The sequence below is a fragment of the Acinetobacter stercoris genome (assembly GCF_900323515.1).
In the GTDB taxonomy this organism is placed as follows: domain Bacteria; phylum Pseudomonadota; class Gammaproteobacteria; order Pseudomonadales; family Moraxellaceae; genus Acinetobacter; species Acinetobacter stercoris.
The window spans coordinates 12,828-39,275 of record NZ_OOGT01000009.1; the positions used below are offsets into that span (position 1 = coordinate 12,828).

Annotated in this window: 25 protein-coding genes; 11 read left to right on the forward strand and 14 right to left on the reverse strand. The window is 38.6% G+C overall.

Translation table 11 applies throughout. From position 1 onward, the window contains the following. Positions 1-40: 40 nt before the first annotated feature. A complete protein-coding gene (gene pdxR, locus KPC_RS01805; protein WP_121972725.1) occupies positions 41-1,528 on the forward strand; it encodes a MocR-like pyridoxine biosynthesis transcription factor PdxR in 1,488 nt (495 codons plus the stop codon). 300 nt (positions 1,529-1,828) lie between these two features. Here pdxR and KPC_RS01810 read toward each other — a convergent pair whose 3' ends face one another. Then, positions 1,829-2,005, reverse strand: a complete 177-nt coding sequence (locus KPC_RS01810; protein WP_086181213.1) for a DUF2158 domain-containing protein — start codon at positions 2,003-2,005, stop codon at positions 1,829-1,831. Positions 2,006-2,081: 76 nt separating this feature from the next. Between KPC_RS01810 and KPC_RS01815 the strand changes: the two genes are divergently transcribed. Beyond that, positions 2,082-2,411, forward strand: a complete 330-nt coding sequence (locus KPC_RS01815) for a hypothetical protein (RefSeq protein WP_146196614.1) — start codon at positions 2,082-2,084, stop codon at positions 2,409-2,411. A gap of 53 nt (positions 2,412-2,464) precedes the next feature. Here KPC_RS01815 and KPC_RS01820 read toward each other — a convergent pair whose 3' ends face one another. The 12 genes from KPC_RS01820 to KPC_RS01875 all read right to left on the reverse strand — a co-directional run bounded on the left by KPC_RS01820 (position 2,465) and on the right by KPC_RS01875 (position 17,084). After that, positions 2,465-3,964: a TnsD family Tn7-like transposition protein gene (locus tag KPC_RS01820; RefSeq protein ID WP_033523437.1), complete on the reverse strand. Its 1,500-nt coding sequence runs from the start codon at positions 3,962-3,964 to the stop codon at positions 2,465-2,467. A 2-nt stretch (positions 3,965-3,966) separates the two neighbouring features. Next, the gene (locus KPC_RS01825; protein WP_121972727.1) at positions 3,967-5,649 is read right to left on the reverse strand and encodes an AAA family ATPase; all 1,683 of its coding nucleotides are present in this window, start codon (positions 5,647-5,649) and stop codon (positions 3,967-3,969) included. Positions 5,650-5,678: 29 nt separating this feature from the next. After that, entirely contained in the window at positions 5,679-7,823 is a 2,145-nt protein-coding gene (locus KPC_RS01830) for a Mu transposase C-terminal domain-containing protein (RefSeq protein WP_004910119.1), read from the reverse strand. Then, positions 7,807-8,610 carry a heteromeric transposase endonuclease subunit TnsA gene (locus KPC_RS01835; protein ID WP_033523443.1) on the reverse strand — a complete coding sequence of 268 codons (804 nt, stop codon included), beginning with the start codon at positions 8,608-8,610 and terminating at the stop codon, positions 7,807-7,809. Before KPC_RS01835 ends, KPC_RS01830 begins: the two co-directional genes overlap by 17 nt. 153 nt (positions 8,611-8,763) lie before the next feature. Further along, on the reverse strand, positions 8,764-10,602 hold the full coding sequence (gene glmS / locus KPC_RS01840; protein WP_121972728.1) for a glutamine--fructose-6-phosphate transaminase (isomerizing): 1,839 nt from the start codon (positions 10,600-10,602) through the stop codon (positions 8,764-8,766). Positions 10,603-10,614: 12 nt separating this feature from the next. After that, the gene (gene glmU, locus KPC_RS01845) at positions 10,615-11,979 is read right to left on the reverse strand and encodes a bifunctional UDP-N-acetylglucosamine diphosphorylase/glucosamine-1-phosphate N-acetyltransferase GlmU (protein ID WP_121972729.1); all 1,365 of its coding nucleotides are present in this window, start codon (positions 11,977-11,979) and stop codon (positions 10,615-10,617) included. Between the two features lie 21 nt (positions 11,980-12,000). Further along, positions 12,001-12,522 (reverse strand): phosphatidylglycerophosphatase A family protein, encoded by a 522-nt coding sequence (locus KPC_RS01850; protein ID WP_121972730.1) that lies wholly within the window; start codon positions 12,520-12,522, stop codon positions 12,001-12,003. Continuing rightward, the gene (gene thiL / locus KPC_RS01855; protein ID WP_121972731.1) at positions 12,500-13,417 is read right to left on the reverse strand and encodes a thiamine-phosphate kinase; all 918 of its coding nucleotides are present in this window, start codon (positions 13,415-13,417) and stop codon (positions 12,500-12,502) included. Before thiL ends, KPC_RS01850 begins: the two co-directional genes overlap by 23 nt. A gap of 8 nt (positions 13,418-13,425) precedes the next feature. Then, complete coding sequence (gene nusB / locus KPC_RS01860) at positions 13,426-13,875, reverse strand: transcription antitermination factor NusB (RefSeq protein WP_121972732.1); 450 nt, start codon at positions 13,873-13,875, stop codon at positions 13,426-13,428. 3 nt (positions 13,876-13,878) lie between these two features. Then, on the reverse strand, positions 13,879-14,349 hold the full coding sequence (gene ribH, locus KPC_RS01865) for a 6,7-dimethyl-8-ribityllumazine synthase (RefSeq protein WP_121972733.1): 471 nt from the start codon (positions 14,347-14,349) through the stop codon (positions 13,879-13,881). A gap of 26 nt (positions 14,350-14,375) precedes the next feature. Further along, the gene (ribBA, locus tag KPC_RS01870) at positions 14,376-15,497 is read right to left on the reverse strand and encodes a bifunctional 3,4-dihydroxy-2-butanone-4-phosphate synthase/GTP cyclohydrolase II (protein WP_121972734.1); all 1,122 of its coding nucleotides are present in this window, start codon (positions 15,495-15,497) and stop codon (positions 14,376-14,378) included. Between the two features lie 306 nt (positions 15,498-15,803). After that, positions 15,804-17,084, reverse strand: a complete 1,281-nt coding sequence (locus tag KPC_RS01875; protein ID WP_121972735.1) for a hypothetical protein — start codon at positions 17,082-17,084, stop codon at positions 15,804-15,806. A gap of 120 nt (positions 17,085-17,204) precedes the next feature. Between KPC_RS01875 and serB the strand changes: the two genes are divergently transcribed. The 3 genes from serB (at position 17,205) to KPC_RS01890 (ending at position 19,811) form a co-directional block, all read left to right on the forward strand. Beyond that, complete coding sequence (serB, locus tag KPC_RS01880; protein WP_121972736.1) at positions 17,205-18,425, forward strand: phosphoserine phosphatase SerB; 1,221 nt, start codon at positions 17,205-17,207, stop codon at positions 18,423-18,425. 422 nt (positions 18,426-18,847) lie between these two features. Beyond that, a complete protein-coding gene (gene aciT / locus KPC_RS01885; protein WP_121972737.1) occupies positions 18,848-19,162 on the forward strand; it encodes a ciprofloxacin tolerance protein AciT in 315 nt (104 codons plus the stop codon). Positions 19,163-19,331: 169 nt separating this feature from the next. After that, the gene (locus tag KPC_RS01890; RefSeq protein ID WP_121972745.1) at positions 19,332-19,811 is read left to right on the forward strand and encodes an SCP-2 sterol transfer family protein; all 480 of its coding nucleotides are present in this window, start codon (positions 19,332-19,334) and stop codon (positions 19,809-19,811) included. 43 nt (positions 19,812-19,854) lie between these two features. Here the strand turns inward: KPC_RS01890 and dtd are convergent, their stop codons facing one another. Continuing rightward, positions 19,855-20,295 (reverse strand): D-aminoacyl-tRNA deacylase, encoded by a 441-nt coding sequence (gene dtd / locus KPC_RS01895; RefSeq protein WP_121972738.1) that lies wholly within the window; start codon positions 20,293-20,295, stop codon positions 19,855-19,857. Positions 20,296-20,490: 195 nt separating this feature from the next. On the opposite strand from dtd, the gene KPC_RS01900 reads away from it, so the two are divergent. The 6 genes from KPC_RS01900 (at position 20,491) to KPC_RS01925 (ending at position 26,401) form a co-directional block, all read left to right on the forward strand. Next, positions 20,491-22,014: a catalase gene (locus tag KPC_RS01900; RefSeq protein WP_121972739.1), complete on the forward strand. Its 1,524-nt coding sequence runs from the start codon at positions 20,491-20,493 to the stop codon at positions 22,012-22,014. Positions 22,015-22,178: 164 nt separating this feature from the next. After that, complete coding sequence (locus tag KPC_RS01905; protein ID WP_121972746.1) at positions 22,179-22,658, forward strand: ankyrin repeat domain-containing protein; 480 nt, start codon at positions 22,179-22,181, stop codon at positions 22,656-22,658. Between the two features lie 127 nt (positions 22,659-22,785). Next, on the forward strand, positions 22,786-23,991 hold the full coding sequence (gene pncB, locus KPC_RS01910) for a nicotinate phosphoribosyltransferase (protein ID WP_121972740.1): 1,206 nt from the start codon (positions 22,786-22,788) through the stop codon (positions 23,989-23,991). 227 nt (positions 23,992-24,218) lie between these two features. Beyond that, positions 24,219-25,067, forward strand: a complete 849-nt coding sequence (locus KPC_RS01915) for a sulfurtransferase (RefSeq protein WP_121972741.1) — start codon at positions 24,219-24,221, stop codon at positions 25,065-25,067. Further along, complete coding sequence (gene asd / locus KPC_RS01920) at positions 25,064-25,915, forward strand: archaetidylserine decarboxylase (protein ID WP_121972742.1); 852 nt, start codon at positions 25,064-25,066, stop codon at positions 25,913-25,915. Before KPC_RS01915 ends, asd begins: the two co-directional genes overlap by 4 nt. 150 nt (positions 25,916-26,065) lie before the next feature. Then, entirely contained in the window at positions 26,066-26,401 is a 336-nt protein-coding gene (locus KPC_RS01925; RefSeq protein ID WP_121972743.1) for a hypothetical protein, read from the forward strand. Positions 26,402-26,448: the final 47 nt, after the last annotated feature.

Here is a 26,448-nt window from a genome sequence, read left to right on the forward strand (position 1 = left end):
AAGATACAGTTTGGATATTTTTTAAAGTACCAGTTTAATCATGGCAACGTCACCTTCTGCTTATTTTCCACACTTAATTTTGCCCAAAGGGCAGCAAATTAAAGACGGTTTATATTGTATTTTGCGTGATGCGATTTTAGAGGGCCGCCTATCTGCGGGTACAAAATTGCCCTCAAGCCGTACTTTGGCAGAAATGATGTTGATTTCCCGTAATTCGGTCTTGGCAGCGTTGGAACGTTTGCTGGATGAGGGCTATTTAGTTACTAAACCGAGTTCAGGCACGTATGTTGCCGATATTATCCCTGACCAACTGATTCAAATTCAAAATGATAGACAACAAGCGGTATATCAGCCTACGCAAACACTCAACATTAATCCTCATATTGCCAATTTATTGCCACATTGGCATCAGCAGCGTTTTTCTAACCAAGAAAAGAAAATGTTTCATATAGGTGTGGGTTGTGTGGACTTATTCCCCCATCAACTTTGGGGGAAATTATTAGGTCGAGCATGGCGACAGTCCTATTATCAACTTGGACAATTCCATGACCCACGAGGATATTTGCCATTGCGTCAGGCAATTTGCCAATATGTCCAATCAACACGAGGATTAAACTGTAACGAAGAACAAATTTTGATTGTGAATGGTACACAACAGGCAATTCATCTGGCAGCTTATGCCCTGTTACAGCCACATGACCAAGTATGCTTAGATGAACCAGGTTATGATTCGGCTCTTCATATATTTCGTAGCTTTGGGGTGACGGTACAGCCGATTGAAAGTGATGATGAGGGGATGAAAATCCCAGAGATTATTCAGCACCATGCAGCCAGTAAATTAGTCTATACCGCTCCCTCGCATCAGTTTCCACTGGGTGGCACATTAAGCCTTGCCCGACGTTTTGCCTTACTGGATTGGGCGGCTCAACAACAAAAATGGATTTTTGAAGATGACTATAACAGCGAGTTTCGTTATGGCACACACCCTATTCAGGCATTGCAGGGTTTAGACCAACAGCAACGAGTGATTTATGCAGGTACATTTTCCAAAATGATGTTTCCTGAATTTCGACTTGGATTTATGGTCGTTCCAGAAGCCTTAATTGATACATTTAGTTTTGCAAAATATTATACTGATACTCGTAGTTCTTATCTGGAACAAGTGGCACTGACTGAATTTATAAAAGATGGTCATTATGCTCGGCATGTGCGTAAAATCCGTAAAGCATGTTATGAACGGCAGCAGGCTTTAATTGCAGCGATCCAACATCATCTCTCGGATGTACTCAGCGTACAGTCTACTGATTCAGGGATTCATCTGGTGTGTTGGCTAAAAGCAAATTGGACAGAGCAGGATTTTATAGCCCAATGTATACAAGTAGGTTTATCGGTACAACCATTATCCCGATATTGTCAGACTTCATCGCAAAAATCAGCAGTATTGTTTGGTTATGCGGCACATACACCTGATGAAATCAAAGAGCATATAGAGAAACTGGCAAGACAAATTCAAAAAGAGACGATTTAAGGAATTAGAAATTTAAAAAAGAACTAGCTTCTTCCGTACGCCTTTCCTCACTGAGATCTGTAAGCAAAATATTCCATTTAGTAATAGATAATTTTATATACAAAAGTAGTTCTGTAATAAGAAATTTTACTGAATAGCCCCAACCAAGAATATTCGTGTTTTGGGGCTTATAGTTCGTTGAAACTATTTAGAAAACTTTTTCTTTAAAAAATGATCACTGTCCTCATACTATGATGTGTAGTTGGATATGTATCATTTAACATAAAATTAAGTTATGTGACTTCAGAATGACCAAAAGTTTTAAGAATTTTGTTTTTTCTTTAAAGCAGTGGTTTCGATAGGTTTTGTTTTTATTTCATTACTATCGTAGCAATACCATGCCACAACAGCATAGCCATTACCATTTATCTCAGTAATAGTCATATTTGGACTACCTGATTTAAGTTCAACAATATCACCTTCTTGAAAATTAGACATACCATCCTTACCTTTTGTAAAATTAATGTACTATATAGATATTGGTTGTTTTCAGTATTTCAAGTGTGAATTTTTCATGGCTAAATCCGCAAGCATTTATGAACGTATAATAATGTCTTTATCAGAGTATCGAACTATTTCGGCACATATAACTGCTCTTGGAAAAATTAAGATAGTTTCTGATGATGAAATCGTGACAACAATGATTAGGTATGTTGCATATGATCTGCAAAAAAGATATGAAAATCCTTATGCTAGAAAGGCTGGCCCTATATCTTTAGAACGATGGAATAATCAGATTGTTCAAAATCTTATTCAATATTGTAACTATATGATTGGTGAAAAGAAGCCTGAATGGCAAATTTTGGCAGAACGTCATGGTTGGATGCCACCAAATAAGCTATAACAAAAAAAGAGTCCACGCTATTTAATGGTGGACTCTTGTTTCGTTCCAACTTTTTAAAATACTTTGAGCAGAAATCGAGCAGCTTCCGAAACCATACGTTCATCACTTAGACCTGCCTTACGTAAAATTCTCCAACGAGGTAGAACTTCTGCCTTTGTTTTCATCTCAATGAAAGTTTTAGTTAAACGTCTAATCTGGTATGTCCCAATATCTTCACTATATTTCTCTAAAAATAACTTGGTTAAAGGTAGCATATCTAGATTTTTCTCAATGGTTGATACATGGGAGGTTTGTTTCATCCACCATTTTGCTGAACGTCTAGGATTATCCAAATCCCAGAGTAAATCATTGTTGAGCTTAATCAACTGTTTTACAAAGGACAAATCACGGCTATGCCAATCCACTTTAGTACCTTGAGGGATATATTTTTGGTGAAAACCCTGATTGGTCTCTAATAACCAATGTTTATCGTTACGGTATAACCAAGCATATAAAGCAGCATTTAAAAGCCGAGCAGGCTTTACACCATTTTTTTTGATCAAGCTCAGCCAATTTTCTCGGTTTTTTATGGTGAGACCAGTAATATGGTTGTTATGAACATCCATATGATTATTTTGATTTATTTTACGGAAAGAGCGGACTTGGTTGAGAATTTCAGCAAAAGGCCATTCTCTGTTGATTAAAGCCTCAATGGCAATGATATGTTCCAGATAACTAAAGCTTTTTCGATGTTTTCTAAAAATGTTGTTTAACCAAGAGGTCTCGGAAGTTAAATCGGCTAAACAATACTGCTCTAAAAATTTCTTTGACCAACGGATCGTTATTCTTTCTAGAATACGCTCATGCAAGATTTGGTTTTGCCCCCGAATACAGTCATTCTGCCGAGCCAGTTCATAATAAAACATCGTCCATTGTTCATAGCTGGGTGACTCAAAGGGAGGCAAGGTCAATAACTCTAACAATTTGGACGTAATAAAAATATCGTCAGGATTGGTTATGGTTTGTTCTGTTTTAGGACATGATTGATGAGATGGAACTAAAAAATCATGCCGATGTAATGATCTTAAATCCAGTTCTGAGTCAATGAGTTGACCATGTTGGAGACAGCAAGCTCCTTGTATTTGCCATAAGCGGAACCAATAATATTCGCCATATTTCTCTAATTGTTCTGCTAAACATTGTGGGCAATAACGTAATTTATGAATAGGTGGGATACGTGAGGCATTAATGCCTAAAGCCAGATGAATCGAACCTTGAGAAATATCAGCCATCCATTTTAAACATTGTTGCCGTCTTTTTTCAGGGACAAAAGGTGCATAGATTGGAAACAGCGTATGCTGATAGGCGATATCCTCAACGGTAAACTGATGATTCGAAAGCTGATGAATAATAGCGTTTAGGTGACAAGGCAAATCTACCGTTGCAATCACCTTACGATTTTTAAAGACTTCATCTAGTAATTGTTTAGGACTATCCAAAGCCAAACGAGTCCCTGCCCGAGCCACAGTACTGTAAATCAGCTCGTGTTGGTACGGCATGGGAAAGTTTAGCATGGCTAACTGACCTGTTTGAGCCAGTGATCAATATCAAAAACGATATTGGTTTGAGCCTTTAAATGCTCATAAAAGCTATGTTCACTTTCTTTTTGTGAGAATTGGAAACGTAAGTCTACCGTATCCAAGGTTTGCCATTGATCAGGTTTGGTACTTTTAGCTTGTGATAATTTCGGTTTTGATGACGATGAACTGGAGTCTTGCGTAACATCCTGATTTAACCAACGCATAATAATAGGGAGTAGCTCAGTTAATTTTCGATTTGGGTGTTCTTTAAATACTTTTTTAACAAGGGGAATTAAAAGCTGGGAATCATAACCAAGCTCAAGCAATAAATTATGCAAACGTATGGATTCAGTATGACCCCGATATTCTGCCAGTTGGTCATTTTGATCTAGGCTACTTTCTTCAATTCGGGAGATCAGTTTTAATAATTGTCGATCTACTTCAGGCGTAATCAAGTCGGAATATTCTGCAATTCGTCTTGCATCACCAGAGCGTAAAACATCTATAATTTTATGAATCGGTTTAAAATCTTCCTGAAATGTGGTTTTAAGTAGTTTAACCGTAATGCGTTCCAAACCCGATTCAATTGCTCGTATCTGTGCCAGAACAAATAGTTTAACTACAATGTCCAGAATACCCTGACTCAGATCAAACCAGCATTGGCGTAATTCTTCAGACAATGCAGGGTCTGATTTTCTCAACCATTGATACTTCCAGAGCGAATCAGTAAATGTCATCCATTCGGATTTTCTGACTTTTCCATCTGGTGTAGTGATTGCAGGCTCATTTTTCATTGGTTCCCAATGAATTGAACCCAAACCTACCGCTCTACGTGATGAACGGAGATCCCGCTCAAATATTTGAATTGCTTTAGGTGTCCCGACCATGACGATGGGGAGACTATAAATATTGACTAAGGTAACAAAGAAATTGAGCATCTCATCCGAATTTTTGGATTGATTTGCCAACAAGTGTTGAATTTCATCAATGACTAATAAGCCAATGGCATGAAGATGGGCAATATGTCCCATAAGCTGTAATAGCTTTTGTTCATTATGGCGTTTCTGCGTGTATTGTTTTTCGTAAGTTGTTCCCAATGCACGATCTACGGCACTAAAGAAATTTAAATATAAAGACTTAAGTGAACCATTATAAGGGCAGTCGATTTTTAAATAGACAAGTTGGGTGAAGTTATGCTCAGGGTGGTAAATCTTTTGTTTATAGTTTTTTAAGATTCGGTTTAGTGTTGTGGTTTTTCCGCTGCCAGAAAAACCAATAAAAGTAAGGCTCTGTGCGGTAGAACGTACATCATTAGAGGGTGTTGGTTCAAAATTATTGGATAAAGCGATTTGATGACTACGGTTTAGAATTCGATTAAAGTCGCCAGTCACAATATTCCTCCCCACATAGCCTTTTCTCAGCATGATGGAGATTTTCTGCTCTAATTCTAAGTGTCTGCGGATAGGATGAAAAAAGTTATTAAATAACTGTGAAATAATATGGGCACGAGTATTATTCGGTAACTGCCGATCAGATTGTTTAAATTCGATTGAACCTTTTATCGCTTGAATCGTGTCCTGTGCCTCAAAAATGGGTGGCAAAGCCTCGATAAAAGGATTTCCCTGATAATCTGAAACTGGGCTAGGTGTATATACTGCATAATCATTTTGATTTGTCATAAACATATCCTAGAGTAGAGCTGGATGTATTAATCATCATCTGAGTGATCAATATCTTCCAGCAAGTCCTGATAAATACCAAAAGTAAGTTGGTAATCCTCATCATGTTCCAGCTTCTGTTTGGGCTTAGGCATCTGAATAATGTTATTTGTTGATTCAGAGACTTTTTCAGTTGATTGTTGTTCAGGAAGTGGATTTTTCAGATGATCTGCTTTCCCCGCCAAACGTTCATGATTCTTTTCCCGCTGACGGTTTTCCCTAATGCCTGTAACACGTTGTTTTCTGCTTGATGCTGTCTTTGGTTTTTGAGCATTGGCCTGAGCAATAATAGACTCTATATGTTCTTCCAGAGCAGCTTTAGATTTATTGGTTTCCAGTTCTTGAATAGCTTGGGTTTGCTTCTGTTCCTGTTGAACCTGCCAAACTTCCCAGAAACTACAACCAACAAATTCTCTTGATCTTGGTGCAAGTGCGGCTTCCCAATAGTGAAGACTATCATCTTGATAAAAAACATAAATTATTTCGGCATTACTCGGGTCATACGCAACTTGTAAAGTATCTGGTCTTGAGATTGATTTTTTACGGTGCATCCAGCCTTGCTGATTAATCTCAGCACAATAATAGAATACACCAAAAACTTTGAGCCCAAGATCAGATAAGGTTGCTTTGGTTTTAGGAAGCAGTGCAACACGTAATGCCTTTTCGGAAACCTGTTTTAATCTGCCCACTCGGTTTTGTATACCCCAGTTCCAGAGATGAATCGGAACTAAAGGTAAATCCGTTGGCATATCAAGATCACGATCATACTTTTTTAATTGGTGGGTCAGGTTGTAGGTGAGGATTGAACCAATAATAATCTGCTTAAAATCATGAATTGTTAAAGTAGCATCTAGACGATAATCTGAGCCACCTCGTTTTTTTTCTTTAAAGGGTTGTACCACACCCTGAGCAAAAGGTTTAAATTTTGCCTGAGCAGTTCTGAAATAACGTTCTACAATAGGCTTTAAATCCCCACGATATGGCGCAGTATTTTCAATCCGAATTGAAAAACTATGTTCGAGGGCCTCAATCTGATGACCTAATAATTCTCCACGATCCGCTAAAATCGCATCAGGCAATCCAATACAAGGCCACTCTTCACTGGTAATTTCATAACCATATTGTTTGCATAACTCGACTTTATCGGTCATAGCGACTTGTAGAGCCTGCATTGCGGTTACATATGAAGCATTCTCAAAACCAATATAAAAACCGACTACTATTCTGCTAAATACGTCAACAACAAAGTAAATCGTTGGTCTTCCCACAATACAGGCACGATCAGAATCTGAAACAAGATAAATATCTGCAATCGTTGCATCAATCTCATAACGTGATCCTGGCCCTAAGACTTGGGTATTCACTGTTGAGTGAAGTGCCCGAATGTCCTTGTTATAGAGAATAGGATTGCTACGGGCAGTAAGCTGGGTAACTTTAGGAAATTCACGTTCATAAAAATGTTTAAACTGCCATATTGATGGAATTTCAGTATCTGGCACATCAGGAAATAATGAATGATACATCGTATAGAACTTACGATAGGCATAACCTAAAGAATGTTTATTCTTGGTTAACATATACTTATTGATATTAATTCTAAATAATCGCTCAATATTTACATCAATAAGTGCCCCTGTACCTGGCATAGATTTTCTGGGGCGTCCCAGCTTTTTATCTTTGGCAATTCGTTTACTACCTTTGGCACCAGAATTTTGATAACTTGGAATAAGTGCATTAGGTATTTGCCCTCGTTGCCAATACCTGCGGGCAAGCCTGTAAATCGTCTGGTGAGTAGATTTCTGCTGCTCCAATATACGTTTAACAAGATCAAAGCGAATAGATGGATCAAAAAATTGATCATGTGTAATGAGCGGTCTGATTAACGCCATTCCAGCATCACGCTTTTGCTGCTGGATACTACCCTCAACAACTTTTAGCAATGCGATATCTGCAAAGGGGTCTTCAATCCATTCAGCTTCGTTTGCTTCTATAGATTTAGTTAACTCATTTTTTTCGATAAGAAAGGGGTTAGCACTCTGACTATCAATATCAATCCATACGATGTGATAAAGTGTCATTTTAAGGATACGAAAAGATGTATCGTGCAGTTTATAAACATCATTGATTCGAAACATGGCGAATGTCCTCCCACACTTCAATATCACCTAATGTAATTTCAGATAATTTAAGCTTTTTATAGTCTTTGGTTATATCAAAAATAAAATAACGTTGAGCAAGAAGCTCCCGAATTTCTGATAAAGATGAACCCAGTTCTAAATCATATGCCTGATCTACTTTTTTACTTAACTCAATTAATGTGAGATGAGGATATTGAGCAAATTTCTGCATATAGTCATCGAGCTTTTCATAAACAGGAAGAGAAGATTCCCTCATAGCAGGATAGAGCCATTTGATATTGTGAAGTACAGTCGCAGGAATATCTTTTTCTGTCAGGATGTACCAAGGTGTCTTTGTACTTTCCCAATATCTTCGTTCCAGCTCAAGTTTTTCAATGGTTCTAATATCTTCTAAATCTGCTACGTATTTTGTTTGCAGAGCAAAATTGGGTTGCCTGAAATCTTTACGATCTACATAAAAATCTGAACTCATAATTTGTAGGGCATTACGAACTCTAGGATGAGTAATTTGAGCTTGTTCTGCAATTTGAGTTGTGGCTTGAAGCGGTAAAGGAAACTGTTCCCGAATATCAGTAACTGATGGATTCCAGTCTAAAAGTAGAAAGGTTGCAAGTTCTAAATCAGACAATAAATGATGTGTACGTTTGGTTGTATGTCCATATACACGATGTGAGCGACCTTTTGAGCCAAAATCACGCACAGTTACCCAAGGTTTATAGTTCTTTAGGTAGCCTTGACCACGACCTTCTTTTATCCAATTGTCTTGTTGTTTTTCAGTCGCCATAGCAAATCGCCTGCTACTCTCATTAATTTAAGAATAGCAGGCGATTGTTATTTGATCAATATGAGATGATACTTTATTACCTAAGATGAAACTATATTACTTAGGATGATACTTTATTGCTCTCATACAAGAGGCTGTAATAAAAATATAATATTATTCAACTGTTACCGATTTTGCCAAATTACGAGGTTGGTCAACATCAGTACCACGAAGCACTGCAACGTGATAAGACAGTAGTTGAACCGGTACGCTGTAAACGATTGGCGCTAACCATGAACTCACGTTTGGTACATGTACAACATGTTGACGGTCTTTATTTTTGATTCCACTATCTTCATCAGCGAAAACAAATAACTCCCCGCCACGTGCCTGAACTTCTTCCATGTTGGATTTTAGTTTATCTAACATTTCATCGTTTGGAGCAAGAATAACGACAGGCATGTCATTGTCGACAAGTGCAAGTGGGCCATGTTTTAACTCACCTGCGGCATAACCTTCAGCGTGAATATACGAAATTTCTTTGAGTTTTAATGCACCTTCAAGGGCAATCGGAAACTCTGTACCACGACCTAAGAATAAGCAGTGCTGTTTTTCGACAAACAGTTCAGATAAACGCAAAATTTCAGTGTCATTTTGCAAAGTATCTAAAATCACTTTTGGAGTATGCCACATGTCAGCAGTGATTTCGGCAATCTGGTTTTCATCAATGTTTTGCTTAATTTGACCGATTTTCAAGATTAAGAGCATGAGTGCTGCAAGTTGAGTGGTAAATGCTTTAGTTGAAGCTACACCTATCTCAGGCCCCGCAAGCGTGAGTAAATGATAATCTGTTTCACGTACCATAGATGATGTTGCAACATTACAAATCGTCATGGTTGTAATGTTTAGATTTTTCGCAGCAGCACGTTTTTTGGTATCACGAAGGGCCGCTAAAGTATCGGCTGTTTCACCAGATTGTGAAATACATACATAGAGTGTATCACCCACAATTACAGGTGAGCGATAACGATACTCACTGGCAATTTCAACATGGCACGGAAGGTCAGCCAGTTGTTCAAACCAGTATTTTCCGATCATTCCGGCATGATAGCTTGTACCACACGCAATGATCTGAACTTGTTTGATATTGCTAAAATCAATCTCGGCATCTTTCAGGAAATCTGGGCGCAGTGCATTACCATTTAAAGCTTGAGAAATGGTTTGCTGAATAGCTTCTGGCTGTTCATAGATTTCTTTGAGCATATAATGCTTAAATTCACCTTTAGTGGCATTGCTAATAGTTGCATCCAGTTCTTTCACTGGGCGAGCGACTTTTTGTCCGTTTACGTAAACATCAATAGTTTCACGTGTTAAACGTGCAATATCACCTTCTTCAAGGTAGATAAAGCGGTTAGTAACTGGTAAAAGTGCTAACTGGTCGGAACTGATAAAGTTTTCACCGATCCCAACACCAATAACCAATGGCGAACCTTCACGTACAGCGATGAGTTCATCAGGATGGTTTGTATCAATAATACCAAGTGCATAGGCACCTTTAAGTTGAGGCACAACCTGTTCAACTGCCTTTAAAAGATCAGGAGTAGATTTCAACGCTTCATGCACAAGGTGCGCAACAACTTCCGTATCGGTTTGTGAGGTAAAGTTATAACCTAATGCTTCGAGATCATCTTTAAGTTCTTGATAGTTTTCGATGATTCCGTTATGTACAACAGCAACACGCCCAGATATATGTGGATGGGCATTATTTTCAGTCGGTTTACCGTGAGTTGCCCAGCGTGTGTGTGCAATACCGATAGAGCCAATGATCGCACTCTCATTGACAGCCTGTTCAAGGTTGGCAACTTTTCCTACACGACGTTCACGTAAAATCTGACCATGGTCAACTAATGCAAGACCAGCAGAATCATAGCCACGATATTCAAGTCGCTTTAAGCCTTCAATTAAAATATTGGTAATACTACGTTCTGCAACGCCACCTACGATACCGCACATATTTTTATCCTCTTATTTTTTGACCTTTTGGGGACGTTGATAGTTTTCTTTAGTGAATTGCTGTGAACGTTCAACAGCAAGTGCATTGTCTGCTACATCACGAGTAATCGTTGAACCTGCGCCAGTTGTTGCACCATTTCCAATTTTTACAGGCGCCACAAGTGAATTGTTGGTGCCTATAAATACATCATCGCCAATAACTGTTTTGTGCTTATTTGCACCATCATAATTACATGTAATCGTGCCAGCTCCAATATTTGAGCCTGAACCGATTTGTGCATCACCAAGATAAGCAAAATGGTTTGCTTTAGATGCAAAACCGATACTAGAATTTTTAACTTCTACAAAGTTACCTATATGTACTTCATTTGCCAGTTTTGCACCTGGACGAAGTCGTGCAAAAGGACCAATCTGAACACTTTCGCCAACAAAAGCATTGTCAAATACGCTATACGGCTGGACTTTGGTGTTGGCAGAAATTTTTGTATTTTTGATGATACAGCCAGCACCGATTTCGACATTGTCACCAAGCTCACATTCACCCTCAATAATGACGTTAATATCAATACGAACGTCTTTACCTATGGTTAAATGTCCTCGTAAATCAAAACGTGCAGGATCAATTAGATGTACACCTTGTTGCATCAATGTCTTGGCTTGATGGTTTTGGAATTCACGTTCAAGAGCAGCGAGTTGTACACGATCATTTACACCTTCAACTTCAAAAGCAAATTCTGGCTGGATAGACGCAATTTCCATTCCATCAGCGAGAGCCATAGCAACAATGTCAGTCAGATAATATTCACCTTGAGCATTGTTATTGCTTAACTTCGGCAACCATTCATGCAATTTTGCATTGCTTACACAGTAAATCCCAGTATTGATTTCCCTGATCTGGCGTTCTATTTCAGTCGCATCTTTATGTTCTACAATCGCTTGAATTTTATTATTTTTACGAACAATACGACCATAGCCTGTTGAGTCATCAAGTGTTAATGTTACAAGACCAATACCTGTCGGGTTTGAAGCATCAATCAAACGTTGCAGAGTGCTTTGCTGGACGCATGGAACATCTCCCGAAAGAATTAGAGACATCCCATCTTTAGGTAAGACAGGTAGTGTTACCTTGACAGCATGACCTGTTCCAAGCTGTTCAGTTTGCTCAACCCATTCGATTTTTTCTTCAGGAAATGTCTGGCGTACTAGATCACCGCCATGACCATAAATCGTAATAATATTTGTTGCTTGTAATTTCTTTGCTGTTTCAATCACATGACCAAGTAATGGTTGTCCTGCTAAAGGTTGAAGAACCTTAGGTAAGTTCGAACGCATTCGGGTTCCTTTACCTGCAGCAAGAATAATCACTGTCGTTGACATAACGCACCTTACAGATTTGGCTTAAGCCTGAATAAAAAATATATATAAAATGATGCAAATGGCCGCCCAGATACCTGCGATGATGTCATCAAACATGATGCCAAAACCACCATTTACTTTACGGTCAATCACGCGAATTGGCCAAGGCTTCCATACATCAAATAAACGAAAAAGAGCAAATCCAACCAAAACCCAGATCCAGTTCATTTGAGCAAAATAGATGAGTGGTAAAAAGGTAATGGATTGACCAGCAAATTCATCCCACACGATCCTTCCATCATCATGTACCCCCATGATCTTTGCGGTGGCACCGCATATATAGATTCCGAGCAGTGACATAATAACAATGGCTAAAATGGTGGCATTAAAACCGATTGCAAGCCATATAGGGATAAACAAAAGGGCAAAAGCAGAACCAAAAGTACCAGGTGCTTTAGGTGCAAGACCTGAACCAAAACCAACGCCACAAAATACGATGCAGCGTTCTGACCAAGTCATATTTTTAAAGCGGATGGCTGGTTTATGCAAAATGTTGATACCCATTAAATTGAAGAGGATGATCTAGGCCATCTTTTTCAAATGTTAAATTTTGATCCTGTGTGATTTGCCCGATGATTGTAGTTGTTACATTGGGTTGTAATTGCAAAAGTTTTTCATAGTTTTGCATAGTTATTGTAAAGCATAACTCATAATCATCGCCACCAGCCAAAGCATATTGCCATTGTTTATTTTCAGACAAATGGCTTAACGCATGATGAATAGGGAGTCTGGATAGATCGATTTTTGCACCGACATGTGAAGCAGCTAAGATATGACCTAAATCTTGAGCAAGTCCGTCTGACACATCAATCATACTGGATGCCAAGCCTTTGAGTTGCCGTCCAAGCTCGCAGCGAGGTGTTGGGTAATCTAACCGCCGTTGTAATGGATGCCCTAAATGTTGAAGTGCAAAAGCAGCATCACCGATTGAACCACTGATCACGATCAGGTCACCTACTTTTGCTCCAGAGCGGGTAACAGCTAATCCCTGTTCCACAAACCCAAGCGCTGTAACACTGATTGTAAGATGTGGATTTTGCGTGGTATCGCCACCAATTAAGCTAACGCTATATTGGTCACAGCAGTCGTATAAACCCTGACTAAATTCTGAAAGCCATTCTTCATCAATATTTGGAAGACTTAAGGCAAGCAAAATACTGTGGGGTGTGGCACCCATAGCAGCAATATCTGATAGATTGACAGCAACACTTTTCCAACCCACTGCATGAGGGGATGTATCTAGGGGAAAGTGGCGACCAGCAACTAATGTATCTGTACAGATGACCAGTTGTTGGTTGGAAGGGGGAGTAAGCAGGGCTGAGTCATCGCCAACCCCCAGATCAACCGATGAGTTACTCTCACGGCTAAAATAGGTTTCTATAATTGAGAACTCAGCCATAACAAAACTTATTTAGCTTGTTGTTTTTCTGCTTCACGAAGGTTGGCAGCTAAACGGTCAAGTACACCATTGATGTATTTATGACTATCTGCGCCACCAAAGTGTTTTGCAAGTTCAATTGCTTCATCTAGAACCACACGGTACGGAATTTCAAGATGATCTTTCAGTTCATATGCACCCAAACGAAGTGTTGCCAGTTCTACACCGTCAAGCGCTTCAATTTCACGATCAAGAACTGGAATAAGTAAAGCATCCAATGCTTCATGATTGGCAATCACTTGCGTAAGCAATTCATGATAGTAGCCCAAGTCCACTTTATGCATTGCATTCTCGGCACGTGTACGTGCTTCAATTTCATGCACAGGGTTGTGGCTCATTTGCCATTCATAAATTCCTTGTACAGCAAAACGACGTGCTTTACGTTTTGCTGCATAAGCTGCTTGGAGTGTCTGAGACATGCTTTAGATAGCCTTTAACAAATTAACCATTTCAATTGCAGTTAGGGCAGCTTCACTACCTTTATTACCTGCTTTTGTACCAGAGCGTTCAATCGCTTGCTCAATACTGTCCGTAGTTAATACACCATTAATCACTGGTAAGCCAGTATCCAGGCCAACAACGCCAAGACCTTTGGCACATTCGCCTGCAACAAAGTCAAAGTGTGGTGTACTACCACGAATCACTGCACCGAGTGCAATAATCGCATCAAATTTTCCAGAAGCTGCCAGTTTCTTGGCAACTACAGGAAGTTCCCATGCGCCAGGTGCATGGACAACCGTAATATTATCGTCGGAGACACCATGACGATGCAATGTATCAATTGCACCTTCTAGCAGATGTTCAACAACAAAGCTGTTAAAACGACCAACTAAAATCGCGTAACGGTCTTCGCTCGCGAGATGTAATAAACCTTCAATTCGGCGAATCGCCATAGCAACCTCGATTTTTTTAACAAAAGTTATTTTACAGGAGTTTGATCAGCAGTGACATATTCCACTACTTCTAAATTAAAACCAGACAAGGCATTGAAACGTAATGGTGAACTGAGTAAACGCATTTTCTCAACGCCTAGATCACGTAAAATTTGTGCACCAACCCCAATAGTTTGATATTGATGAGACAGGGCAGCACTGGATTTTGTCGGTTTAGGTAATTTTAATGCATCTAAAGCAGGGCCCAAATCCTGTAGCTGACCTTGACCGATCCAGACTAAAACACCACGATCACTGGCTGATATTTCTTTAAGAGCCTTGTCCAGATTCCATGCAGCTTCACCATCTTGTTTATTGAGTTTTAACAAGTCACGCATAGGGCTGAAACCGTGTACACGTACCGTGGTTACACCCTCTTTAGGCTCACCTTTTACTAAAGCTAGATGAATATCTGGATTACCGATTTCACGATAACGATGTAGTTCAAACGTGCCATATTCTGTTTCAATGCTTTGTTTATCCAAACGCTCGACCGTTTGTTCGTTGGTCATGCGATAGTGGATCAGGTCCGCAATTGTACCAATTTTGATTCCATGTTTTTCAGCAAATATTTCAAGATCAGGACGACGAGCCATTGTACCGTCTTCTTTGATGATCTCACAAATCACAGATGCTGGTTCTAAGCCTGCTAGGCGGGCTAAATCACAACCTGCTTCGGTATGCCCTGCACGGTGAAGTACACCACCTGGTTGCGCCATGAGTGGAAAAATGTGACCAGGTTGGACTATATCTGCGGGTTTGGCATGTGCAGCTACAGCAGTTTGAATGGTATGAGCCCGTTCAGCAGCCGAAATGCCCGTAGTGATACCTTCTGCAGCTTCAATAGATAGAGTGAAATTTGTACCATGCTGGGCGCCGTTCTGATCAACCATTAAAGGTAGATCTAACTGTTTACAGCGATCACGACTAAGGGTCAGACATACCAAACCACGTGCATGTGTAATCATAAAGTTGATGTCTTCAGGACGTACGTGAGTTGCGGCAATGACCAAATCACCTTCATTTTCACGGTCTTCATCATCCATTAAGATGACCATTTTTCCTGCACGAATATCTGCTACAAGTTCTTCAACAGTATTGAGCGACATCTAGCTTCACCTTTTTATCGAGTCTTAACGACATATTCATTTTTCATTGTGGCATAGTCTAACGTGTTTTCACGATTTTTGCTTATGCTTATCACATTCCTTTTGCGGACATAGTTATACACAAGCTTATAGTGATATGGAAAGAGAAGATTATTTTAAAAGTAGAACATTTTGTTTAAAGTTTGGACGCTTGATTAGCTGTTATTGTGTAGTTTTTATCAACAAATAAGATAAGAATAAAAAAGCCCCTGTTCAATTTTTATAAATAACAAGGGCTTTTATAGAAAAAACATGCAATAGAACTGGTTATGATGCTTGCTCTGATGGAGGAGTCTGAACATTTTCAGCTTTTTTCCCCTTCAAAATTTCAGTTCGGATATTTTGCGCAGTTTCTGCACATTCATTATCCATTCCATTCATCATAAAAGCATGGCGGGTCAGAACATTAGTTGGATTTGGCATTGCTACTAACTGATAACATTCACTCACATGCTTTAATTGTTCATTATTTAAATGAACTGCCATCTCCTTAGCAATTAAATGTTGTGCTAGACGTTCTGCTGCTTGTACTGAATTTAGCTGCATGGCTTCAACTGCTGTCGCAACTGCAGAACGGGTTTGTAGTACAAAACGTTTATCTTCACGATAACGCTTATAAAGAACCTCAGACAGTAATTGAAATACTGTACCAATCATCACTATACATTCAGTTGCATTTGGCAAACGTGAGATGATCTGGATCGTTGCTCCCTGATAGTCAAAATTTTGACTTACGTTGATGTCTTTTACCTGTAAGTTAAAGTGGGCTGTACATAATTCAATACTTTTATTCAGAAAAATCTGACATAAGTTGAAATATGGCGCTGATACAGACTGATTGACAGAGTTAAGTAGTTGTTTAGGATCATAAAATTGAATGCTCAGTGCTAAAGTATCTTCATCTTTCAATAATTCACTTGGAATTTTAGGAATGATTTTTTCTTTAGGTGCTGGCTGTTTTTGTGCAATTGCTAGAGCCGAAGCATGTTTTTCTTCTTCCAATGCTTTGGTCAGTTCCTGGATTTCATGTTTTAGACGTGCTTCTTTATTGATACGTGCAAGATATTCACTACGGCTAGGACGGGCTATCGCACGGTATGCAAGCCATAATAAAGCATGGATAACCAATGACACTAAAATAGCTAGCCATTGATTACGCAAGATTTCACCAATACTTGGTTTGATCAAGGTAATTTCAACACTACCAACTTTCTTTTCATTTTGAATCGCATCGCGAGCAAATACATCACCTTCACGGGTTTTAGACATGCCACTGGTAGCAAGAACCTGTTTTTTTGCATCCAGGATACGGATAGAAGCAACACTAGGGTTGGTTGCATAGCGATTTGCCAACAGAGCAAGTGAAACTGTGTTGGCTGGGTCAAGCTCGTTAATACTATCTGTGACCAATTGACTGGTCATAAGTTGACCTTGATTGGCACGATTTTCATTAAGCTGATGAGTTGTTGCAATGACCAGTAAAAAGGTATGCAATGCAAAACTGATTATAAGCAGGCTAGCAAATAGCCCTTGTCTAGGCGCATTCAACGTAAATTTCCAAGGCAATTATTAGGGTTAATGACATTTCATCACTGATATTGTTAACAGCCCGTTATCAATTTCGATTATGATTCTAACAATAGTTGTAGCTCAAACCAGAGTCAATTCATGCGAGAAATCATTCTTATATCATTTTTAGGACCTGATCGACCTAATCAGTTTACCCGATTAATGCAGGTGCTGTCCGTACATTCTTTGCAAATTCTAGATGTTGGCCAAGCCGTTATCCACAACCAGTTGACTTTGGGCATTGTTGTTGCGTCAAACGACCAAACCGCAACGGCTTTAGCAATGAAAGACATTTTAATTTTAGCACATGATATTGGTTTAACTGTGCGCTTTAAACCGCTTTCTACACAAGAATATGATCAATGGGTCAATGAAGGCGGACGAACTCGTTATATCGTCACGGCTTTAGCTCCAGAATTAACCGCAGCACATTTACAAGCTGTTACCAATATTGTGTCTAATCATGGTTTTAACATTGAAACCGTGACACGTTTATCTGGACGTCCTGAACGGGATGGACATAGCACTGGTCCAAAACGCTCATGTGTACAATTTGGTTTAAGTGCCCAGATGTTAGATGCAACAGCCATGCGGGAAGCATGTCTGCGATTGTCTGCAGAATCTAGTATTGATGTTGCTGTACAGGAAGATAACGTTTATCGCCGTAATCGCCGTTTGGTCTGTTTTGACATGGACTCAACACTGATTGAACAAGAGGTGATTGATGAGTTGGCGCTAGAAGCTGGTGTTGGTGAGCAGGTTGCCGAGATTACTGAACGTGCTATGCAAGGTGAACTTGATTTCCAGCAAAGTTTCCGTGCTCGTGTTGCCTTACTCAAGGGGCTGGATGCTTCGGTTTTACCTAAAATCGCGGAACGTTTGACTGTGACAGAAGGTGCTGAGCGCCTTATTTCGACCTTAAAATCTTTAGGATACAAGACTGCTATTTTATCAGGTGGTTTTCAGTATTTTGCTGAATATCTTCAAGCGAAGCTAGGTATTGACGAAGTTCATGCCAATATTCTGGATGTCAAAGATGGCATTGTGACAGGTGAGGTGCAAGGGGCTATCGTTGATGGTGCACGTAAAGCAGAACTATTACGTGGGCTTGCAGAACGAATGGGTATTTCTCTGGAACAGGCTATAGCAGTAGGGGATGGTGCAAACGATTTACCTATGCTTTCGATTGCTGGTTTAGGTGTTGCATTTAGAGCAAAACCACTGGTTCGTCAAAATGCAAATCAGGCAATTTCAAGTGTAGGTTTGGATGGCGTTTTGTACCTTTTAGGTGTACATGATAAAGATTTATATCGTGCTTGAATCTTGCAGAAATATGACAAAAAGCACGTTTTTTAAGCGTGCTTTTTGTTTGTAAATTAGTCATTTTAAAAAGAAAATTGTATATAAATTCGCTTATGGAAAAAAATGTGGTGGAATTTGCAAAAAAGTTTTTCCTGTTCAAAAAAACAACGTATTTTTTTGTAATGACGCGCCAAGATCGACAGTAATTGGACTTTACAGAAAAGTATTATTCAGAAAAATGTAATGACAAATGAATGTTGCGACAAGATATGTCGTAAGAGAAAAAAACAGCTCTATTTTTTTTGCAAAAACTCTCCATAATGCATTTCAGAAGCTTTTATAAAATTGTAAATAACGTTGATCGAAGCTTGAAACATTGTTGAGAAACAACATTGAAACGGTTGAGTCAATTCGAGACATCATCTTGGACGGAGGTTTTTATGGTAACAGCGACTTTAGCGAGCATAGTCGGGTTCTGTCTGATCGTGGCTGCCATGACTGCTGTTTTCTTTTCACCTTACCGCCGTTGGTTAGGTTTCATGATAGCAGGCATGATTTTCTGGAGCTTACTTGAAGTAGTACGCTTTAGCGTACAAAAAGTTTTCGATATGCCGATGACTTATAGCTATTTGACAGCGGTCATGGTAGCCATGGTTGCAGTAACGTTTATCTTACTGCGTGAAGACAGTCGTGCTCAAAAAGCATTAGCAAATCGTCAATATATTGAACATACACCAGTTTACGAAGATGAATAGAATAAATTTTTAAATAGCCTAAATTAAATATGAAGGTGTGCTGTACAGCATGCCTTTTTTTAGTTTAGTGAGCCTGGATAATTTTGTTATACAAAGTCTTGATTTAAAAATAACAAGTTATGCTAGGATTAGGCATGATTTTCAAATTAAAACAACAGGCTTAAATGTCATGAAACTTTCTTCAATTCCTGTAGTCAAGTTACCAGTTGTGGATGCAACAACGGACCCTTTAGATTTATTGGTTCTTGGGCTTGCATTACGTATGAAACAATTAGCGCGCACAAGCCCGAAGTTCATTGAGCTGACACATGATCGCCAATTTCGTATTCAAATTGGAACAGATTTAGGTGTTGCACGTCAGATTATTGTTGATAATGGTCAAATTGATACAGTTTCTGGTACTCCTGAGCAAGCAGACTTCATTTTACAGTTTGCGGATTCAGAACACGGTGTTAAGACTTTGATGAAAGGTGACCCGACAGCATTTATGACAGGAATGCAAAATGGATCAATTAAAATGGAAGGTGATTTTGGCTTACTCGTTTGGTTTAATCAGGTTGCTAAACTGATCCCACCTAAAGTGCCAAAACCAGTTAAAGAAAAAATTAGAGTTGCACGACAATTTTTGAAAGAAAAACTAGGTCGTTAATCTTATGTACAAAAAACCAGTCTGTATGACTGGTTTTTTTATATTAATCAACTTCTAGATTGAATGTCACTGGACCATCATTAATTAAATGTACCTTCATATCTGCTGCAAATATGCCTGTTTCTATATGCTCAAATTGTGATTTGGCGTAGCTCACCAATGCTTCATATAGTGCTTTGGCTTCATTTGGGGGCATAGCTGGCCCAAAGTCTGGACGTAAACCTTTTTGTGTTTGAGCCATTAATGTGAATTGAGAAACCAGCAAGACACCTCCATTGGCTTGGCTGACATTCCAGCCCATTTTGCCCTGTTCATCATCAAAAAAACGATATTTCAGAATTTTGTCGATCAGCTTCTTGCCTTTTTCAAGATTATCTTCTTTTCCTATTCCTAAAAAAACCAAGATACCTTTTTCAATGTGACCTGTGATTTGACCATCTACGATGACTTTGGCTTCCAAAACTCTTTGTAATAATGCACGCATATTTCAACTAAATAGAGTGAGATAAATAAAGCTTAGTTTAACAAATCATGCTCCTGGAAGTTGTAAGTACAAATTTATATATAATCATTTATTACATAAAGCGATTGATTTAATAAAAATTAACGCTTTTACCTATTTGTAAAGTTTTATTAACATTCGCTATGCAGGAAAGGGTATGAATTTAAGAGATTTATTATGTTTAAGCGTTCTTTACTTGTTGCAATGCTTGCTGCAACGACAGCATCAACTCAAGCAGCACCTCTGACGAAGGATAATGGTGCACCTGTAGGTGATAATCAGAACTCAATCACGACTGGTGAATATGGTTCAACTTTACTTCAGGATGTACAACTTGTTCAAAAGTTACAGCGTTTTGGCCGTGAACGTATTCCTGAGCGTGTTGTACATGCACGTGGTACAGGCGCATATGGTGAGTTCGTAGCGACTAAAGATTTATCTGATTTAACAATTGCATCACTGTTTAAAGCGGGGACTAGGACTCCAGTATTCTTGCGCTTTTCTACAGTAATTCACCCTAAAGGTTCACCTGAAACATTACGTGACCCGCATGGTTTTGGTTTGAAATTTTACACACAGGAAGGTAACTGGGACTTGGTTGGTAACAACCTACCAGTGTTCTTTATTCGTGATGCGATAAAATTCCCGGATTTCATTCATGCGATGAAACCATCACCTGTTAATAATGTCCAGGATCCGAACCGTATTTTTGATTTTTTACAAAGTCAGCCTTGGTCTATCAACATGTTGACTTATGTATATTCTAATTTAGGTACGCCTGTAAGTTATCGTAACCTGGATGGTTTTGGTGTACATGCGTTCAAACTATATAACGCCAAAGGCGAATATAAGTATGTGAAATTTAATTTCCGTACCAAACAAGGTCTAAAAGGCATGAATCTTGAAGAAACGAGCAAGATGCAAGCTAAAGACTTTAATCACCTCACCAATGATTTATACAACAATATCAATGCAGGCAATTTCCCTAAATGGGATTTATACATTCAGGTTCTTGATCCTAAAGATCTGGATAAATTTGACTTTAATCCATTAGATGCGACTAAGATTTGGCCGACTAACCTGATCCCGGAAACAAAAGTAGGTACTTTGACATTAAACCGTATGCCAAAGAACTTCTTTAACGAGACAGAGCAATCAGCATTTGCACCAGGTAATCTGGTTCCAGGTATCGAGCCTTCAGAAGATCGTTTATTACAAGGTCGTATCTTCTCTTACTCTGATACTCAAATGTATCGTTTAGGTGCAAATCACCAGCAAATTCCTGTAAACCGTCCAGTTGTTAAGGTTAATAACAACAATCAGGAAGGTGCAATGAATATTACTGAACGTGATTCTAATGTGAATTATGAACCAAGTCTTAAAGAGCCAAAACCTGCTACAGAGACAGCACGTGCAGTTGCAACGCCACTTATGGGCACTGTAATGCAAAAAGCGATTAAAAAGCAGCAAAACTTTAAACAGGCAGGTGAGTTATATCGTTCATATTCTGCGCTAGAAAAAACTGATTTGATTCGCAATTTGGCTGCTGATTTAGGGCAAGTTAAAGATGCAGAAACAAAAAACATCATGTTGTCTTATTTCTATAAAGCAGATGTTGATTATGGAACTCGTTTGACAGCAGCAACGAAGGGTGATCTTGCTGTGGTTAAAGCGAAAGCAGCAAAACTTTCAGATGATTAATTGAATCTAGCTGAATCGGTGACGGGGTAAACCAAAGAGGGATCACCAAAAGAAAGTCCTGTAAAACTCAATCCCTTTCCTGCAACCCTAGGGGAGTTTTACAGGCATTTATCTAACTTCCAAATTGAGATACAAAAATGAAAGTATTGTTGAATGGTTTGATCATGAGTCTTCTCAGCAGTTTGATTATTGCTGTACTTAGCTTGGGAATTACGGAAATTTATGCTCAGGGAGTGAATGTACCTCGGCAGAATAATTTAAATCAGTCTCAGCAAGAGTTAATTGATTTATTTTTTGCTGCAGCCAAAACAGGAAATAATGAAGTTGTTCAAGAGTTTTTGAGTCATGGTTTCCCAGTAGATATTAAAAATAAGGCAGGATATACAGCGCTGATGATGGCAACTTATTATGGTCATCAACCTGTGGTTACAACTTTATTAAAATATGGTTCAAATCGTTGTTTACGTGATGCAAAGGGACATACAGCTTTGATGGGAGCGATTGTTAAGGCTGAATGGAGTATTGCGAAACAGTTGCGAAAAGTTGATTGTGATGTCCAGTCAAAACGGACAGGACAATTAACTGCTGAAGAGTTTGCCAAACAGTTTGGACAAGAAGAAAAGTTAAAAAAACTCTACAAATAGCTATCTTCTGAGAATATTTAAGCGAGAGATATTCTCAATATATAAAAATTATAGTTTTGGTAAAACATTAGATTTGTGTTTTAAAAGTGTGCTTTAATGCAATAAGCACAGTGAAATAACTAAATCTATGTCTCAAATCATTCATTCATTACTAGATACTGACTTGTACAAATTTACCATGCTACAGGTTGTATTACACAAGTTCCCGCAAACTCACAGTGTTTACCACTTTCGTTGTCGTAATTTGGAAGATACCGTTTATCCTTTAACAGATATTCTGGATGATTTGAATAAACAGCTGGATTATTTATGCGAATTAAAATTTACAGAAGATGAACTTCTTTATTTAAGAAAATTTCGCTTCATTAAAAGTGATTTTGTTGATTATCTTGAGCTATTTCAATTAAAGCGCCGTTTCATCAAAGCTGGAATCGATTCAGAAGGACGCCTGGATATTTGGGTCGAAGGTCCAATGGTTCAGGCAATGATGTTTGAAATTTTCGTGCTTGCGATTGTAAATGAACTATATTTCCGCCGGATCCGTGGTGGCGAAGTGCTTGCTGAGGGGGAACGTCGCCTACAGGCAAAAGTTGAATTGATCAAACGCTATGAAAAAGAACAGAATCCGAATGATCCGCCATTTCTTGTTTCTGACTTTGGCACACGCCGCCGTTACAGTCTGGATTGGCAAAGACATGTGATTCATACTCTCCATAAAGCAGCACCAGATGTATTTCGTGGTACAAGTAATGTCCTGATCGCGAAAGAAATGGGGATTTTCCCGATTGGTACTATGGCGCATGAGTTTTTACAGGCTTTTCAGGCATTAGATGTACGTTTACGAGATTTCCAAAAGGCTGCACTTGAGACATGGGTTCAAGAATATCGCGGTGATTTAGGGATTGCCTTGACAGATGTCGTGGGGATGGATGCATTTTTACAAGATTTCGATTTATATTTTGCCAAACTTTTTGATGGCTTACGCCATGATAGTGGTAATCCCTATGAATGGGGAGATAAAGCCTACGCACACTATCGCAAATTGAAAATTGATACCAAAACAAAAATGCTGACCTTCAGTGACGGTCTAAATCTGGAAGCAGCTTGGGATTTGCACCAATACTTTAAAGACCGTTTTAAAGTGAGTTTTGGTATCGGCACTAATTTGACCAATGATATGGGGCAAAAGCCATTAAATATTGTGTTGAAACTGGTTGAGTGTAATGGTCAGTCCGTAGCTAAAATTTCGGATAGTCCAGGTAAGACAATGACTGACAATGATACTTTCCTCGCTTATTTGCGTCAGGTTTTTAATATTACAGAAGAAAGCTGATTTTGATTAGAAGTTTAAAAACTATATTTTGGGTTTTTACTGGGTAATCAGTCGATTAAAAAAATTAAAAATCCTTCATATTTTTAGAGCCAGTTTCGAAATTTATTTGAATCTGGCTCTAAAATATATATCTGTTTTTTTGCTAAACTTTCATAAAAAATCAGCAAAAAGGTGAAATTCACTATGATAAGATGCTTTGGATGATGTATTAAAATTCGAAAAATCTTATGACAGTACCTGCATTTAATTTTGGATTACTCATAGAGGCAGAAGAACTTGTACCCTATCTTGGGCATGAGTTAATTCGTATTGTTGATTTAAGCCGCAGCTCTGTATATGAGCAGTTACATATTCCTCATGCGATTCATTTAAAACCGGGCCTACTCGTCCAGCAACAGGATCAGGCAACAGGTTTGTTACCTGATGAAGCAGGGCTTCAAGCATTAATACAAGCATTAAATATTTCAGAGAATCATCATGTTATTGTTTATGATGATGAAGGTGGTGCCTGGGCTGGCCGTTTGATATGGAACCTGCATTGTTTAGGCTTTCATCAAGTGAGCCTATTGAATGGAGGAATTCATGCATGGCTAGCAGAAGGTTATCCGACCTCATCTGATATTGAGAATCCTGAAAAAATCGACAATTTATTTTCTATTAATTTAAAAGAAGCTTCAAAATATCGTATTCAGTATCTGGAGTTGCTTGAAGATGTGAAGAATCAGGCAGTTCAGTTATGGGATTGTCGAACTACAGAGGAATATACGGGACAGCGTTTAGCGGCCAGACGTGGTGGTCATGTACCAAATGCACGGCATTTTGAATGGAGTACTGCAATTAATCGGCAAAATCATTTAAAATTGCATCCCCTAGAGCGCACACAGCAACGTTTAGAACAATTAGGGTTTCAATTTGATCAGCCAGTGGTTGTGTATTGTCAGTCTCATCATCGTTCAGGATTGGCTTACATCATTGGTCGACTACTTGATTGGGATATTAAAGCTTATGATGGTGCGTGGAGTGAATGGGGCAATCGCCTAGATAGTCCAATTATTACTGGAGAATCACCTTCGTGAGTTTTACGTCTCAATTAAAAAAACAAATTTTTATTCAAGCCCAGCGTGTTGTTCCACAACAAAGTCTTAGTCGAGTTGTCGGTAAAATTGCAGCGAGTGAAAATCCAATTGTAAAAAATTTGGCAATTCAGGCATTTAAGACACAATATGGTATCGACTTATCTATTGCTGAGCAAACTGATGCATTGAAATACAAATCTTTTAATGAGTTTTTTACACGTGCCTTAAAACAAGGGATGCGAGAGATTGATTCCGATCCGTTTAGTGTGGTTAGCCCAGCAGATGGCGCAATTTCACAAATTGGCAAGGTGCGGGATGGGGATGTATTTCAAGCCAAAGGTCAAAGCTTTTCGGTTGAAAAGTTAATCGGTGATCCTCAACTTGCGGAACCGTTTAAGCAAGGTGAATTTGCAACAGTATATCTATCTCCAAAAGATTATCATCGTGTGCATATGCCTTTTGCAGGGACATTGACAGAGACATTGTATATCCCCGGAGAATTATTCTCGGTCAACCAGACGACAGCTGAAAATATTCCTGGATTATTTGCGCGTAATGAACGTATGGTCTGTTTATTTGATACAGAGTTAGGTCGTATGGCAGTTGTACTTGTAGGCGCTATGATTGTAGCGGGTATTGAAACAGTCGCAACTGGTAAGGTAAAACCAACAGGTCGTTTAGAGCTTAATCATCACAATTTAAAACTTGAAAAAGGTAGTGAATTAGGTCGTTTTTACTTGGGTTCTACTGCTGTAGTTTTATTTGAAAAAGATAGAATAGTCTGGGATGAAGCATTCAAGGCAAATTCTAAAGTAGTCATGGGAGAACGCTTGGGAGCAAGCCTTTAAAATAATGATTTTACTTTAAGCAGTATTTAAAAGCCTGATATTTCAGGCTTTTTTTTATTTGGATAATATTTTGTTATAAATATATATCATCATCTCTTGACCAGTTATTTGATCTTCTGTAGATTTTCTTTTTAAGTGGAAGTATTAAAAATGACTTTTCAAAATATTTTAAATATATTTGAAACACTCTCCTCAGGTACGGATGCTTTTAAACAATTAAAAATTGATTGTGAGCATCAGATTTTAAAAGATCCCTCTTCTTTAGAAAATACAGCCTTATATATTATTTATGGTTTTGCAAAAACCTACGTGCTTTTATATGAAGATCAAGCTGTTAGTACAGATTTTTCGTCAACTGCAAAAGCACAGTTACTTGAATATATGCATAAATTAAATGATGCTTTTTTGACACAGCAAAGCGAAAATATTTTACTGACTCTAAATGAAATATCGACACATTATCTAAAAAGTGATCGTGTATTTTAATCGATAGTAAAATATCTTTGTAATTATCTAACTTAATGGTGTTGAAT

What these genes read in the sequence shown, in the direction of transcription:
- ribBA (WP_121972734.1), bottom strand. Translation starts at nt 15,497, where the DNA reads ATGTCGCTCAATACTGTTGAAGAACTTGTAGCAGATATTCGTGCAGGA.
- nusB (WP_121972732.1), bottom strand. Translation starts at nt 13,875, where the DNA reads ATGTCTCAGACACTCCAAGCAGCTTATGCAGCAAAACGTAAAGCACGT.
- KPC_RS01810 (WP_086181213.1), bottom strand. Translation starts at nt 2,005, where the DNA reads ATGTCTAATTTTCAAGAAGGTGATATTGTTGAACTTAAATCAGGTAGT.
- KPC_RS01915 (WP_121972741.1), top strand. Translation starts at nt 24,219, where the DNA reads ATGACAGTACCTGCATTTAATTTTGGATTACTCATAGAGGCAGAAGAA.
- ribH (WP_121972733.1), bottom strand. Translation starts at nt 14,349, where the DNA reads ATGGCGATTCGCCGAATTGAAGGTTTATTACATCTCGCGAGCGAAGAC.
- aciT (WP_121972737.1), top strand. Translation starts at nt 18,848, where the DNA reads ATGGTAACAGCGACTTTAGCGAGCATAGTCGGGTTCTGTCTGATCGTG.
- thiL (WP_121972731.1), bottom strand. Translation starts at nt 13,417, where the DNA reads ATGGCTGAGTTCTCAATTATAGAAACCTATTTTAGCCGTGAGAGTAAC.
- KPC_RS01820 (WP_033523437.1), bottom strand. Translation starts at nt 3,964, where the DNA reads ATGCTAAACTTTCCCATGCCGTACCAACACGAGCTGATTTACAGTACT.
- pncB (WP_121972740.1), top strand. Translation starts at nt 22,786, where the DNA reads ATGTCTCAAATCATTCATTCATTACTAGATACTGACTTGTACAAATTT.
- KPC_RS01815 (WP_146196614.1), top strand. Translation starts at nt 2,082, where the DNA reads ATGGCTAAATCCGCAAGCATTTATGAACGTATAATAATGTCTTTATCA.
- dtd (WP_121972738.1), bottom strand. Translation starts at nt 20,295, where the DNA reads ATGCGTGCATTATTACAAAGAGTTTTGGAAGCCAAAGTCATCGTAGAT.
- KPC_RS01825 (WP_121972727.1), bottom strand. Translation starts at nt 5,649, where the DNA reads ATGACAAATCAAAATGATTATGCAGTATATACACCTAGCCCAGTTTCA.
- glmU (WP_121972729.1), bottom strand. Translation starts at nt 11,979, where the DNA reads ATGTCAACGACAGTGATTATTCTTGCTGCAGGTAAAGGAACCCGAATG.
- KPC_RS01830 (WP_004910119.1), bottom strand. Translation starts at nt 7,823, where the DNA reads ATGTTTCGAATCAATGATGTTTATAAACTGCACGATACATCTTTTCGT.
- KPC_RS01905 (WP_121972746.1), top strand. Translation starts at nt 22,179, where the DNA reads ATGAGTCTTCTCAGCAGTTTGATTATTGCTGTACTTAGCTTGGGAATT.
- serB (WP_121972736.1), top strand. Translation starts at nt 17,205, where the DNA reads ATGCGAGAAATCATTCTTATATCATTTTTAGGACCTGATCGACCTAAT.
- KPC_RS01925 (WP_121972743.1), top strand. Translation starts at nt 26,066, where the DNA reads ATGACTTTTCAAAATATTTTAAATATATTTGAAACACTCTCCTCAGGT.
- KPC_RS01835 (WP_033523443.1), bottom strand. Translation starts at nt 8,610, where the DNA reads ATGGCGACTGAAAAACAACAAGACAATTGGATAAAAGAAGGTCGTGGT.
- KPC_RS01900 (WP_121972739.1), top strand. Translation starts at nt 20,491, where the DNA reads ATGTTTAAGCGTTCTTTACTTGTTGCAATGCTTGCTGCAACGACAGCA.
- glmS (WP_121972728.1), bottom strand. Translation starts at nt 10,602, where the DNA reads ATGTGCGGTATCGTAGGTGGCGTTGCAGAACGTAGTATTACCAATATT.
- pdxR (WP_121972725.1), top strand. Translation starts at nt 41, where the DNA reads ATGGCAACGTCACCTTCTGCTTATTTTCCACACTTAATTTTGCCCAAA.
- KPC_RS01850 (WP_121972730.1), bottom strand. Translation starts at nt 12,522, where the DNA reads ATGGGTATCAACATTTTGCATAAACCAGCCATCCGCTTTAAAAATATG.
- KPC_RS01890 (WP_121972745.1), top strand. Translation starts at nt 19,332, where the DNA reads ATGAAACTTTCTTCAATTCCTGTAGTCAAGTTACCAGTTGTGGATGCA.